This window comes from Lactobacillus bombicola (assembly GCF_900112665.1).
Classification (GTDB): domain Bacteria; phylum Bacillota; class Bacilli; order Lactobacillales; family Lactobacillaceae; genus Lactobacillus; species Lactobacillus bombicola.
In genome coordinates, this window is record NZ_FOMN01000002.1 from 63547 (window position 1) to 78529 (window position 14983).

At 34.6% G+C, this 14983-nt stretch carries 11 protein-coding genes; 7 read left to right on the forward strand and 4 right to left on the reverse strand.

Annotated features, from left to right (window positions below; all coding sequences use genetic code 11):
• Positions 1-13: 13 nt before the first annotated feature.
• The 4 genes from rpoB to BM203_RS01920 all read right to left on the reverse strand — a co-directional run bounded on the left by rpoB (position 14) and on the right by BM203_RS01920 (position 9343).
• Positions 14-3655 (reverse strand): DNA-directed RNA polymerase subunit beta, encoded by a 3642-nt coding sequence (rpoB, locus tag BM203_RS01905; RefSeq protein ID WP_090092331.1) that lies wholly within the window; start codon positions 3653-3655, stop codon positions 14-16.
• A gap of 209 nt (positions 3656-3864) precedes the next feature.
• Entirely contained in the window at positions 3865-6360 is a 2496-nt protein-coding gene (locus tag BM203_RS01910; RefSeq protein ID WP_090092673.1) for an ATP-dependent Clp protease ATP-binding subunit, read from the reverse strand.
• Positions 6361-7027: 667 nt separating this feature from the next.
• The gene (locus tag BM203_RS01915; RefSeq protein WP_090092333.1) at positions 7028-8179 is read right to left on the reverse strand and encodes a site-specific integrase; all 1152 of its coding nucleotides are present in this window, start codon (positions 8177-8179) and stop codon (positions 7028-7030) included.
• 108 nt (positions 8180-8287) lie between these two features.
• Positions 8288-9343: a helix-turn-helix domain-containing protein gene (locus BM203_RS01920; RefSeq protein ID WP_090092675.1), complete on the reverse strand. Its 1056-nt coding sequence runs from the start codon at positions 9341-9343 to the stop codon at positions 8288-8290.
• Positions 9344-9683: 340 nt separating this feature from the next.
• Between BM203_RS01920 and BM203_RS01930 the strand changes: the two genes are divergently transcribed.
• The 7 genes from BM203_RS01930 (at position 9684) to BM203_RS01960 (ending at position 14228) form a co-directional block, all read left to right on the forward strand.
• The gene (locus tag BM203_RS01930) at positions 9684-10382 is read left to right on the forward strand and encodes a phage antirepressor KilAC domain-containing protein (RefSeq protein ID WP_090092336.1); all 699 of its coding nucleotides are present in this window, start codon (positions 9684-9686) and stop codon (positions 10380-10382) included.
• Positions 10379-10600 (forward strand): hypothetical protein, encoded by a 222-nt coding sequence (locus tag BM203_RS01935; RefSeq protein ID WP_090092337.1) that lies wholly within the window; start codon positions 10379-10381, stop codon positions 10598-10600. Before BM203_RS01930 ends, BM203_RS01935 begins: the two co-directional genes overlap by 4 nt.
• A gap of 4 nt (positions 10601-10604) precedes the next feature.
• A complete protein-coding gene (locus BM203_RS01940) occupies positions 10605-10859 on the forward strand; it encodes a DNA-binding protein (protein ID WP_407656036.1) in 255 nt (84 codons plus the stop codon).
• A gap of 161 nt (positions 10860-11020) precedes the next feature.
• Positions 11021-11812 carry a bifunctional DNA primase/polymerase gene (locus BM203_RS01945; RefSeq protein ID WP_090092341.1) on the forward strand — a complete coding sequence of 264 codons (792 nt, stop codon included), beginning with the start codon at positions 11021-11023 and terminating at the stop codon, positions 11810-11812.
• Complete coding sequence (locus BM203_RS01950) at positions 11805-13244, forward strand: DNA primase family protein (RefSeq protein WP_090092343.1); 1440 nt, start codon at positions 11805-11807, stop codon at positions 13242-13244. The genes BM203_RS01945 and BM203_RS01950 overlap by 8 nt, the downstream gene beginning before the upstream one ends.
• A 467-nt stretch (positions 13245-13711) precedes the next feature.
• A complete protein-coding gene (locus BM203_RS08410) occupies positions 13712-13852 on the forward strand; it encodes a hypothetical protein (RefSeq protein WP_159428279.1) in 141 nt (46 codons plus the stop codon).
• 79 nt (positions 13853-13931) lie between these two features.
• A complete protein-coding gene (locus BM203_RS01960) occupies positions 13932-14228 on the forward strand; it encodes a hypothetical protein (RefSeq protein ID WP_090092347.1) in 297 nt (98 codons plus the stop codon).
• Positions 14229-14983 lie beyond the last annotated feature (755 nt).

Sequence of the window (14983 nt, forward strand, 5' to 3'; positions counted from 1 at the left end):
GTTTGACCTCCTACTATTTAGAAATCTTGTGATCATCATCGGACTCATCAACCAGAGTTTCACTCTTAGTTGGTATTTCAGCTGTTTCTGCTCCAGACTTCACCGCTTCTTCAGCTAGTTTTTTCTTTTGCTGTTCTTCTGCCATCTTTGATAAAGTATCAATATTTAAATGCTCACTTGAATCATCATCCATGTCGCGCAACTCAATTTCACTATGATCCATATCAAGCACACGGATATCCAATCCTAATGATTGCAGTTCTTTGACAAGAACACGGAAAGATTCAGGAACACCTGGCTTAGGAATTCTTTCACCCTTAACTATCGCTTCATAAGCTTTTACACGCCCCACAACGTCATCTGACTTATAAGTCAAAATTTCTTGAAGTGTGTATGCCGCACCATAGGCTTCAAGTGCCCAAACTTCCATTTCACCAAAACGCTGTCCACCAAACTGTGCTTTACCACCAAGTGGCTGTTGAGTAACTAAAGAGTAGGGTCCAATCGAACGAGCGTGAATTTTATCATCAACCATATGCGTTAATTTCAAGTAGTGCATAATACCCACAGATACACGGTTGTGGAATGGCTCACCTGTACGTCCATCATAAAGTACAGTCTTACCGTCTTTATCAATACCAGCTTCATGCAGAGTATCCCAAACATCGTCTTCACTTGCACCATCAAATACAGGTGTAGCAACATGTATACCTAACTTATTAGCAGCCCAACCTAAGTGTAGCTCTAATAGCTGACCGATATTCATACGTGAAGGAACACCCATTGGATTCAAACATATATCTACTGGTGTACCGTCTGGCAAGTATGGCATATCTTCCTCTGGAACAACAGCGGCAACCGTACCTTTATTACCATGACGACCAGACATTTTGTCCCCAACTTGGATTTTCCTCTTTTGCGCAATATAAACACGAACCAAAGTATTTACGCCTGGCGAAAGCTCATCACCATTTTCTCTTGTATAAACTTTAACATCACGCACAATTCCGCCACCACCATGTGGTACACGCAAAGAAGTATCGCGGACTTCACGCGCCTTTTCTCCAAAGATTGCATGAAGTAATCTTTCTTCAGCAGATAATTCAGTCACACCCTTAGGCGTTACCTTACCAACCAAGATATCACCATCATGAACTTCAGCGCCAATCCGAACAATACCTTGTTTATCAAGATCTTTAAGGGCATCTTCACCAACATTAGGCAATTCTCGCGTAATTTCCTCAGGTCCTAGTTTAGTATCCCGAGCTTCAGATTCATAATCTTCTATACTAATTGAAGTATAGACATCTTCTTTAACTAAACGTTCTGAGAGCATAATTGCGTCTTCATAGTTATACATATTCCAAGTCATGAAAGCAATCACTGGATTTTGACCTAAAGCTAGCTCACCATGATCCATAGTTGGACCATTTACAATTACTTCCCCTGCTTCAACTTTGTCACCTAAATTAACATTAGGTGTTTGATTATAGGACTTAGAATTATTTGAACGACGATATTTTTCAAGTGTATATTTATCTAAAGTATTATCATTACGTCTTATTCTGACTGTGTTAGCGTCAACATATTCAACTGTTCCAGCTGCTTTGGCTACAATAGCAGCACCAGAATCATGCGCAGCACGATATTCCATACCGGTTCCAACTAAAGAACTGTGCGGATTAATCAGTGGTGCAGCTTGGCGCTGCTGGTTAGCACCCATTAAAGCTCGGTTAGAGTCATCATTTTCTAAAAATGGAATACATGCTGATGCCACAGAAACGACTTGCTTTGGAATAACATCCATATAATCAATTTTATCTGGACTAACTTCAACATTGTCTTCCTTATGACGAGCCAAAATCAAATCGTCTTTAAACGAACCATCTGGATTTAAGTGAGTATTAGCACCAGCTATAATGTAATTATCTTCAACATCAGCAGTTAAATAATCAATTTTATCCGTAACTTTATGGGTCTTCCAAGAAACCCGTCGGTAAGGTGTTTCAATGAACCCATACTTGTTAATAACAGCATAACTTGCTAAGGAGTTAATCAAACCAATGTTAGGACCTTCTGGGGTTTCAATTGGGCATAGACGACCATATTGCGTATAGTGCACATCGCGAACTTCATATCCAGCACGATCACGAGTCAGTCCACCAGGTCCTAAAGCAGACATGCGCCGCTTATGAGTTAATTCACCCAATGGATTGTGTTGATCCATAAATTGTGATAATTGCGATGAACCAAAAAATTCTTTCAAACTAGCTACAATTGGCCGTATATTGATTAACTGTTGTGGTGTAACGGTTGACGGATCTTGAATTGACATTCTTTCACGCACAACACGTTCCATTCGAGCTAAACCTATTCTAAATTGATTTTGTAAAAGCTCACCAACTCGGCGAATTCGCCGGTTGCCCAAGTGATCAATATCATCAACATTACCGATTTCATCTTGTAACAAGAAGAAATAATTAATTGATGCCAATACATCTGCTGGAGTTAAATATTTAACATCTTTATCAATATGACCATTAGAAATGATTTTAACTATTCGTTCAGGATTAACTTTTGAGTATACTTTAACTTCTTGAACAGTAATCGGATCTGGTAAAACACCCTCTTTTGAAGGTTGATAAGTAACCATCTTGAAATCATCACGATCAAGATAATTTTCTAAAGTATCCATTACTTCGTGGGTAACTATGGTACCTTTTTTAGCAACAATTTCGCCCGTATCAGGATCAGCTAAAGTTTCAGCTAAAGTTTGCCCATATAACCGACTCTTCAAAGATAATTTTTTATTAACCTTATAGCGACCAACGGCTGCTAAATCATATCGGCGTGGATCAAAAAAGCGCGCATATAGCAAGGAACGTGAAGAATCAGTTGTCTTAGGCTCACCAGGACGTAAACGTTCGTAAACATCTTTCAAAGCCTCGGCAACCCGTGAATCAGCTGGATTCTTATGAACATCTTTTTCTAAAGTAAACTGTAAAGTATCACTTTGGCCAAAAAGATCAATAATTTCATCATCTGAACCAATACCTAAAGCTCTAATAATTACCGTCAATGGCAATTTACGTGTCCGATCAACGCGAACATATGATACATTCTTAGCATCAGTTTCATACTCAAGCCAGGCCCCACGGTTAGGAATAACTGTTGTACCAAAAATCTGACGCCCATTTTTATCATAATCACCAGAATAATAAACACTAGGTGATCTAACTAATTGGGCAACAATAACCCGCTCAGCTCCATTAATAATAAAAGAGCCAGATTCAGTCATTAATGGTAAATCGCCAAAAAATACATCTTGAGTCTTAATTTCACCAGTTTTTTGATTAGTTAACTTTAAGGTAACATGCATTGGTGCAGCGTAAGTCGCATCATGATCTCGTGCTTCATCAACAGTGTACTTTGAATTCTGGAGTTTATAACCCAAATATTCCAAAGAAAGCTTGCCTGAAAAGTCACTAATTGGCATAATGTCGTCAAAAACTTCTTTAATACCTTCATCCAAAAACCATTTATATGATTCAGTTTGGACATCAGTCAAGTTAGGTAGTTTTAGCACTTCTTTAATGCGTGAAAAACTACGTCTTGTTCGATGTTTGCCAAAATTCACTACGTGTCCATTTAACAAGGAGAAAACATCCTTTCTGTCAGAGAAAGCTAGTATTACATTTTGATTACAATTTCAAAAAGCTAGAATTTTAAGCATAAAAAAGACAAAAACGACTACTGTCATTTTTGTCCTTATTATTTTGCTGGACAATATATCAGCAAAATTCTGAAAATCAGCTTTTTAATCACGACTAAGTATAGCTAACAAATAATTAAATGTCAATGTTATTACTTAACATTGGCCAAATTATCTTTTGTTGCCCTAATTAAATCAAACTTTAATTTTTTCCGATTACATCCTATTTTCAAAGTATCACCACTTTGCAAGTCTCCCTCAATTAGCATTGAAGCAACTTGATCTTCAATATCTTTTTGAATTGCTCGCCGCAGTGGTCTAGCACCCATTTCTGGATCATAACCATCATGAGCAATTTTATCAAGAGCCGCAGGCGATATTTTAAGTTGAATCCCCTGTTTATTCAAACGTTCAATTAATTTACGCGTAAGTAAAGTTACCACTTGCCTTAATTGCTTTTGATCAAGTTCATCAAAGATGATGCTTTCATCAATTCGATTCAAAAATTCTGGTCTAAAAAATTGTTTTAGTGCTTCTTTTACCCGATCTTGACGTAATTTTACCTGGTTAGAATTATCAGCACTGAAGCCAACAGCCTTGGTTTCAAAGATTGAGCGTGAACCTAGATTGGAGGTCATAATAATAATAGTATTTTTAAAATCAACTTTACGTCCCTTTGAATCGGTTAAAAAGCCATCATCAAGGACTTGCAATAGCAAATTAAATACATCAGGGTGTGCCTTTTCAACTTCATCTAATAAAACTACAGAATAAGGATGACGCCGAACTTGTTCAGATAACTGCCCACCTTCATCATAACCGACATATCCAGGAGCTGAACCAATTAATTTGCTACTAGCAATTTGATCCATATATTCTGACATATCGATTCGGATTAAATTGTTTTCTGAGCCAAAAACTGTGGCAGCAATAGCTTTAGCAAGTTCGGTTTTGCCTACTCCAGTTGGACCTAAGAAAAGAAATGAACCAATTGGACGATTCTCATCTTTAATACCACTACGGCTACGGCGAACTGCCTTACTAATTGCCGAAACAGCCTTATCTTGACCAATAATTCGTTGGTGTAAATTATTTTCAAGGTTAGCTAATTGTTTGGTTTCATTTCGACTCATTTGTGTTACTGGAACACCGGTCCAATTAGATACCACCTTGGCAATGTCTTCGGGATGAACAATTGCCCCATTTTTCTCTGATTTTTTCATACGACTATAAATTTGATCTTGCCTTACTTGCAGGCTATTTTGTCGTTCTTGTAATTGCGCTGCCTTCACAAAGTTTTGATTAACTGCAGCCTGGTTCTTTTGTTCAATTACTTTTTTAAGTTGATCACTAACTTGAACTAATTGATTATTTGTACCTGTACCAGCTTTGATTTTAACAGATGCACTAGCTTCATCAATTAGATCAATTGCTTTATCAGGCAGATAACGATTAGAAATGTATCGACTAGACAAGTCAATTGCATTTTCTAACGCTGCCTTATCAATTTTAACATGATGAAATTTTTCATATTTAGGTTTTAACCCGGTTAAAATAGCGAAAGTTTCTTGGCGTGATGGTTCAGTTAAACGTACAATCTGAAAGCGCCGAGCCAATGCTTGATCTTTTTCAACGTATTTTTGATATTCGTCAAAAGTTGTAGCACCAATCATTTGTAAATCACCGCGGGCCAACGATGGCTTTAAAATATTAGCAGCATCAATTGAACCTTCAGCACCACCTGCACCAATTAAGGTATGCATCTCATCCACAAAAAGAATGATTGTACCATCATTAGTAATTTCCTTAATAATTCTTTTGAGACGGTCTTCAAATTCACCCCGATACTTAGTTCCAGCAACTAAGCCACCCAAATCTAAAGAAATCACTTGTTTATCCAATAAGTCATGCGGTACTTGCTTACTTACAATTGCAGTTGCGATTGCTTCTGCCACAGCTGTTTTCCCCACTCCTGGTTCACCAATCAAGACTGGATTATTTTTATTACGCCGGGATAAGATTTCGATTACGCGAGCAACTTCCCGATCACGCCCAATCACTGGATCAATTTGACCATTTTTTGCACGCTCATTTAGATTTACTGATACTTGATCTAAGGTTGGAGTAGTACTGTTAGTTTTATCATTAGCCTCTACATTACCATAATTTGACCAGCCCCTGTCATCATTTTCATTCAAATCAAGCAGTTGGTCGTCTTCACCCAAACTATGTAAAATATCATTTTTTAAGCCATCAACATCTACATTTAGATTGCGTAAAATTACTGACGCTAAAACTTGTTCATTAAAGACAAGTGCTAAAAGAATATGGCTAGTTTTAATTTTAGTAGCCCCTTCACGTCCTGCTAATGTAGCGGCATAGGCTAAAACCATAGTTAATCTAGGCGACATTTCCATATAAGTAGCTTTACCAGCTGAACCATAACCAGTATAGCGTTCGATTTCTTCACGAACTGCTGTTGCAGTTATTCCCCAAGATCTTAAGTCCTTGCCAGCTTCACCATCAGACTCAATTACCATCGCCAATAGCACATGTTCAGTACCAATTAAGCGATGGTGAAAATTTTGTGCTTGTTCACGTGCAATTTCTAAAACTTGATTTGCACTGTTAGTATAAGTTTTTTTCATCATAGCACCACCTTTATAAATGACGTGTATTCACTATATACTCTTTTGCTGAATTGTAAATTTTTTTGTTTCAAGAATATATTAGTTCACGTTAAACACGCAATTATTATAGCAAAGACTGTACTGTGATGCTAACTTTCCTATCTCTTTCATTATATTTACCATGTTGCTTACCATAATCTTAAACAAATCGCTAACTATTTCTTTATAAGCCTTTTATCGTGTTTATTCTGATGGTAAAAAAGCAGCCTCACTAATTTATTCCAGTTTTTGTTAAACAAACAAAATTGAGCTCATATAACTTTAGAATTATTCCAGAAGATAAATAAGCTTAGTCTGGTTCCACTGTTAAATTAACCCCTTATTTAAATAAAAATTTAAACAATACAAACTAATAATCAACCTATTAATAACTAAAAACAAATACATGATAGCGGCCTATTTTAGGTGATTTGTATCTTTATAAAAATATGAAGTCTTTTAGCCCAATTTCAGATAATTCAAAAAACCAAAAAATAAAAATGCCTTAGGATCAACGTTTGAAGCTAATTGAAACTAAGACAAATCTTCATTATCGGGAAAACAGGTCTTGAACTTTACTGCTAAAAACATTGTAATATCAACGTTTATAGTGGAAGTTTCGACATATGAAGCCCCATATGAAGTCTTAACTTTCCATATATCGTTCAAATTCGGTTACTGTTTCCTGTTCGCTTTGCTTAGTTACGTGAGTATAAACGTCCATTGTAGTTTTAATTGATGAATGCCCTAGTCTTTTTTGAACCTCTTTCATTGATGCCCCAGAATCAAATAATAGGGATGCATGTGTATGCCTGAAACCGTGTGAAGTGATATGCCGTAAATTACCATACTTGCATATTTTATTATTCCAATCGGTTGTTTTAGTGGGCTGATATGGCTTATTCTGGTAAGTTGCAAAGACCAAATTATCCGTACTTAAAAAATTATATCCTAGTTTAAGCATCTCTTTTTGTTGCCTTGTTCGCCATTCTTTTAGAACGTTCATCGTTTGTTTATCTAAATGAATGGTTCTTATACTCGTCCGTGTCTTTGGTGTAGAAATGTATAAACGATTTTCTAGTCCCCTACTAACTGATTTATCTATTCTAACCGTATTATGCAAGAAATCTACTCTGTTCCATTTTAAAGCTAATGCTTCACCCTTACGCATCCCTGAATAGGCTAACAATCTAAAGAATACATAATATTGGTACTTAACATGTTTAGCACAGTCTAAGTACTTTTTTAATTCATCTTTAGAATAAAAGTTATCAAATTCCGTTGGCTGTTCAATATATTTAGGTCTAACCACCTTTTTCATGGGGTTTTTATCTATTAATTCAAGATCAACCGCATAATTTAACATACGGGATGCATAGCGAATATATCGTTTATATGCCTTAGGTGCAATTTCAAACCACTTATTTACCGCACTTTGGCACTGAAAAATGGTAAGCTTATCTATATAAAAATTGCCTAACTCTTTAAGAATGTGGTTATTGAAAATCAGTAGTGCTGTAGCATATGTACTCTCTTTAACCGTTGTCTTATAAGTTTTAGACCATAATTTAAATAAGTCCTTCATGGTATACCGTTTATGAGTAAGGGGTTCATATTCGCCATTAAGGACTTTTATTTTGTACTCATAGTATGCTTTTTCGGCTGCATCCCTACTCTTAAACCCCTGCTTTTTTACTTGAATAGTATGCCCTGTTGCCTCGTCTTTACCTACATAAATATTAAATCCGTATCTACTTTGACCACTAGGCGTGGTGTACTCTTTAATTTCATTGTCCATGTTAATTATATCCTTTGTATGTTCGACGCGTGCAAGTGAACTAATCTTAGATATTTAACATGTATTTATGGAATAACGTTTCGTTACAGTATTTGTGAGGGATGCTAGTTACTGGTCTTCAAACTCATCTAAATAAATATTATCCGTATTATACGTCTCATCAATATCTTCATAGTATAAATTTGGATCAATTTCACGATCCTTTAAGTCTTCTATATATTCATCAATAATAGCAACATTTTCATTATGCTGTTTTTTGTAATTTCTAAATATCTCTAAATAATCTTGTTTATCCTCTTCATTCAATAATCTCTTTTTAAATTCCTTATCGTTCATTATTTTATTTACCAATTCATCTATTATTTTGGAAAATTCAATAATGTCATGTTTGGTTGGTTCATATAAATTGTACAATTCAGCCTTAACGTATTGAGCAAATTGCTTATCATAATCTTTTTCATTATAGCTATCTTTCTTAAAATTATTTACTTCATCCCTCAACTGAATTATTAAATCAGCATATTCATTAATTGCTATTTTTGCAGATGATAAATCTAGATATTTTATTTTATCTATTGTATCCGAATGATATTTACTCTCTTTCTCATATTTTTTTATGAAAAACTGTCCTAAATATGTGAGATCATGCGGAGTCTTAGGTGACCTATTTCTGCCTTCTATAACAATATGAATAGCTGATATTACTCTATCATAATTATTTTTCTTAATATTTCTTATCTTTGGAATAGCAAATATTGATTTGAAATGTTTCAACCAATACTTTTCAACTGTATCAGTAATTTTGAATTCGGTTTCATCTTCTCTATACAATTCTCTAGGTATCACATCGTCACTATTTACTTTAATGTAAATATTTACCTCATTTGAAAAATCATCTGAAACTGAAAAAGCATGTTCAGAATCATATCCCATAAAATAAAAATCATGAATAATTTTAACCATTTGCTCGGTAGTATAAGTTAGTCCTTGAATATAAGGGACTGATACATTAAAGAACTTAGCTAGTCTCTGCCAAGTTTCAATTTTTGGTTGTCTCTTTCCATTTTCATAGAAGCTAATGGCCTGATTACTAATACCTGTTTCTTTTGCAAGTTCAGCCTGACTTAGGCTATGACTTTTCCGCAGCTCCTTTATCCTATTCATAATTTCACCGCCTTTAGAACATTCTATCATCATTTTCCTACTTTTGTGTTTTTTTATTTGATTTTCCTACAAAAGTAGATTATTATTTACATAAACATTTGTAGGAATGAGGAGATGATTATATGGAATTAACAGAACAACAAGTTTTGGCACTTAAACGTAAACGAGGTGAACTTGATTATTCAACTACCGACCTCGAAAAGATAACAGGTGTTAACAGATGGACACTTAACGACATAATCAAGCATGGCCACCGTAACGTTAACAAGAAAACATTTAAATGTATTAACGATTGGCTAATTGACGAATACACATCTATTAACATAGAAAGGAACAACGAATGCAGGAACTGATTAAAGTACAGGTAAAAGACGACAGGCAATTAATAAGCGCTAGAGATTTGTACAAAGGATTAGAAATAAAGACACGCTTTAGTTTGTGGGTATCACAAAACTTTAAAGACTTTGAAGAAGATGTAGATTTTACAAGTGTATTTATAGATACGGTTGTTAATAATGGTGCCAAACGTGAATTACAAGACTATGCCTTAACAATCGACATGGCCAAACAACTTTGCTTATTAAGTCGAACCGAAAAAGGTAAACAATATCGGAAATATCTAATTCAAGTAGAACAGCAATGGAATAATCCAGCTGAAGTAATTAGGCGTGGTTATGCCCTAGCACAAGAACAAGCTAAGAAATTGACGCTTGAGAATGCTAATTTAGCTATTGAGAACCGTTTAATGAAGCCTAAGGCAGATTACTTTGATGATCTTATAGACCGTAAGACATTGGTCAATTTAACTAAAACGGCAAAAATGTTAAAAATTAAACGCAAAGATTTTATTAATTGGCTGTTAGATAACAAATATCTCTATCGGGATGCACACAATGACTTAATGCCCTATGAGAAATATTCAAATAATTATTTTGAAGTAAAAGACAGTCGGCAAGGTTTTCCACAAACATTAATAACGCCTAAAGGGCGAGAAGAGTTTAATTTACTGATTAATCACGAAAAGGAGTTACAAGCATGAAAAATATAGACATGAACAAACTAGACGACAAATTTATTCAAGTGGCAAGAGAAAGTAATAACTTATATAAAGGTTTATGTATACTTTTCGATAAAATTCGAGAAATTGAAAGCCCTGAAGATTTAACGTTAGATCAATTAAATCAAATTTCGTCCCTTACAGAGATTATTAAGAGCTATGCCAAAAGTCATAATGATTTTATTGATAATGCATATTAATTCAATTAGAAAAAGGCTAATAATCATGCAAGAAGCAGAAATTAAAACAACTATTATTAATACGATCAAAGATACTCTTAACCACCCTAGACCCTATTTAAACCGTGTAGAGATTGCTAAATACTTTGGTGTTGCTCCCTCTACTATCAGCTATTGGGCTACTTTAGGGATGCCTGTTGCGGATATTGACGGACGTAAACTTTACGGCAAGCAATCAATTACAGATTGGCTTAAGAGCAAAGAAAAAACCGTTTCTTAAACTCCCCAGTAAAAAGAAACGGAATTAACATCTAATAGCGTGCAAGTGAATTAATCTTAGATGTTTAACATAGTAGAAAAACAAGGAGAATAATATCATGCACTATGATAAGAATATAAAATTATTGACCTTAATTCAACAACAAAGCAAGGGGATTAGCAATGAATAACTTAGATTGGGCTGTTAAATATGCTGAACACGGGTTTTCAGTAATCCCTACCAATGTTAATTTAAAGAGCCCTGCAATTCCTCATTCCAATAAACCAAGTCTCACAGACAAGGAAATAACTCAATTATGGACAGATAACCCTAATTTGGGTATTGCATGGAAAATGACTAATATATTTAGTATTGACATTGACACCCCTAAGCATAGTGGGAAAACAAAAATAGACGGTTTTAAATCAATTAGAGAAAGCATCCCTATTGATTGGTTACCTGATACCTTAACTGCTCTAACTCCCAATGATGGTTTACATCTATATTATTTAAAAAAGGATGGTCAACCTAATAAGACCAAAGCGGGGTTCTTACCGGGAGTAGATATTCAAGCCGAACAAGGCAATATTTCTTTAGTACCTCCTACCTCGCTTAATAGTATTAGTTATGAATGGGTTAATCCTGATCAACCTGTTGTTGAAGCACCTACAGAACTAATTGAATTCATTCAACAGAAAACTCAAAAAGGTATTAAGGCCAAAAAACATTATTATGGCCGTAAAACATGGACAGGCCGCTTACTAGATGAATTATTTTATCCGCAGATAGTAGGTAAGCGAAATGACTACCTTACCCATATTATTGGCAAACTATTTAAAACAGGCGCAAGAGCAGAAACTATTTATCAGTTAGCTATTATCGCAAACGACCAATTCCAAGAACCTTTGCCTAGAAATGAGGTAACACGTACTTTTAATAGCATTTTAGAACGAGAGGTTAACAATATTGCCTGAAAACAAACCAGAATTAGTTAAAACAGATCCTAAAAAGCTAGAGCAGTATAATAAATCAATCAAAACTGCCCCTGATTGGATAGTCCCTGATAATGACGGCAAGCCTAAAGTTAATATCGCAATCCTTGGTAAAACTATTCTTGCAAAACATAACTGTATTATTGTTGAGAATGGTGATAAAGAAGACTATTACGAATATAACTATAACGAGGGACATTGGGAGCTTAGAAATATTAAGAGCATCAAGAGTGCTATTACAAAGCTTTTAAACAAGCAGCACATGTGGACTGATCGAGCGGCTAGGGATGCATTTCACTTTGTTAGCGACAGCATTAAGCGCGTTAAATGGACTGATACCTTTGGTAAGAAACCAGGGCGTTACTTCAACTTTAAAAATGGTGTTTGGGATTGGGATGCATTCAAACTACAAGAGCATGATCCTAAATATTATTTTACTTCCTGTGTTGATTATAACCTGGTGGTTAATGATAAATACCCAGACGCACAAGCTGTTATTAATAGTTGGAAAAACAAAGCCAACTGGTTAGAAACAGAAAATTGGTTAGCTCTTTCGGTAGGCGAAAATATGCAATCATTGATGGAATTTATTGGTTACATCTTCTACCCCAGTTATGAACCTATCCAATTATTTGTTATCTTACTAAGCCCAGGTGGTGACGGTAAGACAACTTTTATGAACTATCTTACTACTCTAGTTGGACATGAAAACACTTCTTTTGTCTCATTAATTGATCTAGCAGATAAAAAGCCCAACAATTTTAGTCATTCAGAATTATACAATAAGTATTTAAATGAATATGACGATATATCTAATGCATACATCCCTGATACTACTGTTTTACAGAAATTAACTGGTGGTAGTTCAATTACTGCACCAGTTAAAAATCGACCAGGTATAGCATTGTTTAATTATGCCAAATTATTATTTGCAGCCAATGACTTACCTAGTTTCAGTAATACCACTAATGCCTTTTACCGCCGAATCAATGTGATCAAATTCTATAAGATAAATAACTTTGAACAGACCATAGATATGAAAAAGGTCAAAAAAGAACGAGGCGAATTTGTTTACAAGTGCATTGTCTTAGCAAGGGATGCAATGAAAAGAAAAGAAATTAAACAAACCCAATCAATTATTGAGCAGAGAGGCAATTGGCTAGAGGATAACGACCCGATAAAGCAATTTCTTAATGAGAATTGTACCTTAATTACAACGGAAGAAACTAACGAAAACGATTTGTACAATGCTTATAACACCTGGTGTTTTAAATATAATTTCAAACCAGTAAGTAAAATAAAATTCAAAAAAGAGCTTGAAAACAAAGGTATCTTTCGAAGCGTCGAAAATAAACGGATTGCTGGAAACAGGCGTAAAAGACGGTACTTTTATAAAGGTATCAGCTTAAATTAAAGATTGGTACAAAATACGGGTTTCAATAAACCATTATTAGAGGAAGTACGGTACAAGTGGAACTTTCAAAGGTACAGACAAAAACATACACCCAACCTGTTACGAGAGTAAGTACGGTACAAGAGGTACATTCTTTTTTTAATAAATAGAATTGTATATAAAGGCTATACAGTAGATACCCTAATACTACATACCCTCTATATCTTCTCCCGTAATTTAAAAAAATAGTGTGCATCTTGTACTAAGCCCACAGCCTGTAGGCTAGAGGGCAATTTTATAATTTGTACCCAAAATACCAATTGGCTTTAATCCTTGATAACAAAGGCTTTATAAATTTAAATGTTTGTACCATATTTCTGTACCAAATTAGAATGACATAACAGGAATAGATTCAGTAGCTAATAACTAAAGGAATGGTTAACATGACAAATATATTTTTAACAAACGGATTTCTTAGAAGAACAAGAATGGATATAGAAGATGTTCATAATTTGATTAACAGTACAAAGGATGATTACATTCAAATTGATAACAATCTTTCAGGTAAAACCTGCAAAGTATTAATTAATAAGAATACTATATCTACTATTGAAGATATGGAACATTAACAAAGATTCACATAATTAGTTAGTAGATAATTGACATACCACCTAATTCAGAATATTAAACTTAAGCAAAGGAAAAATTATGTATTACTCAATTAACAATGCTGCAGGTTATGACATGATGCAATTAGTCAAAAAAATAGAAAAAGGATCTGGTAAGCAAGCGGCTGTGCATTTCTGTAATTGTATGATGTTAATTTGCAATAAAGCAGAACATAGCAATTATTTAAATGAACTAAATAGTAGATTATGGTTTACCAGAATTGCTGTAGAACATGACGGTACACCTATTCTGATAACAAGTTCAACTACAAGTGATGGTCTATATATCTACACTATTTTAGATAACCACGTTAAACGAGAATTTAAACAAATATAAGCTAAAATACCGTCGCAATTCGTGACGATATTTTTTATGCTAACAAATGCTAACAGCTAAGCAACGTACCTAAAACAAGGACGGAACTTTTAGAGGATATTTCAAATTTTAAAATTTATTCCTAACATTTTTAACAGTCGGGGGCTACTCTCATTATTGAAGAGAGCACTCACACAAACCGTCCCTAAATTTTATACGAACAGTAATTAAACGTTTGAGTAAAATCATGAGTAATTAAAAAAGACCGTGTGCATCCCCCGCCCCTATTCTTCATCTAGAGGAGCCGCAACAAGTGGTGTTCGCTTTCGTGACACACCAAATTTTTAAAACTTTTTGATAGGGGGGATAATCTTTTAATTGTTAAGTTGCAGGATGGTTAACTAAAGTAGTTTTATTTTGAAAATACCTTTATAACATTAGTCCAATTCTAGCCCTATCTTTTCTATACTCTTTGCTAAAGAAAATAAAAAGGATGCCCCAGTTTAGGACATCCTTAACAAATAATTTCGGGACGAATGCACATAATGGCTATATTTATCTCCAAGTGGTTCAGATTCATTTAGAAATCCGTTATGGCTGTAAACCATTTCGAGGTAAATTTAATTGTTCTGTTATGACTAATCCATAATTAGTTTTTCCTAAAATTTATACAATCACTACACTAATTTATGGCAATGATTCATCCCTGCCAAGGGGATAACGTTTAGCTCCTGTCATCAACAATCTCACTATTAACAGTAATATAATATTAAGGT

What these genes read in the sequence shown, in the direction of transcription:
- BM203_RS01910 (WP_090092673.1), bottom strand. Translation starts at nt 6,360, where the DNA reads ATGAAAAAAACTTATACTAACAGTGCAAATCAAGTTTTAGAAATTGCA.
- BM203_RS01915 (WP_090092333.1), bottom strand. Translation starts at nt 8,179, where the DNA reads ATGGACAATGAAATTAAAGAGTACACCACGCCTAGTGGTCAAAGTAGA.
- BM203_RS01920 (WP_090092675.1), bottom strand. Translation starts at nt 9,343, where the DNA reads ATGAATAGGATAAAGGAGCTGCGGAAAAGTCATAGCCTAAGTCAGGCT.
- BM203_RS01930 (WP_090092336.1), top strand. Translation starts at nt 9,684, where the DNA reads ATGCAGGAACTGATTAAAGTACAGGTAAAAGACGACAGGCAATTAATA.
- BM203_RS01935 (WP_090092337.1), top strand. Translation starts at nt 10,379, where the DNA reads ATGAAAAATATAGACATGAACAAACTAGACGACAAATTTATTCAAGTG.
- BM203_RS01945 (WP_090092341.1), top strand. Translation starts at nt 11,021, where the DNA reads ATGAATAACTTAGATTGGGCTGTTAAATATGCTGAACACGGGTTTTCA.
- BM203_RS08410 (WP_159428279.1), top strand. Translation starts at nt 13,712, where the DNA reads ATGGATATAGAAGATGTTCATAATTTGATTAACAGTACAAAGGATGAT.
- BM203_RS01960 (WP_090092347.1), top strand. Translation starts at nt 13,932, where the DNA reads ATGTATTACTCAATTAACAATGCTGCAGGTTATGACATGATGCAATTA.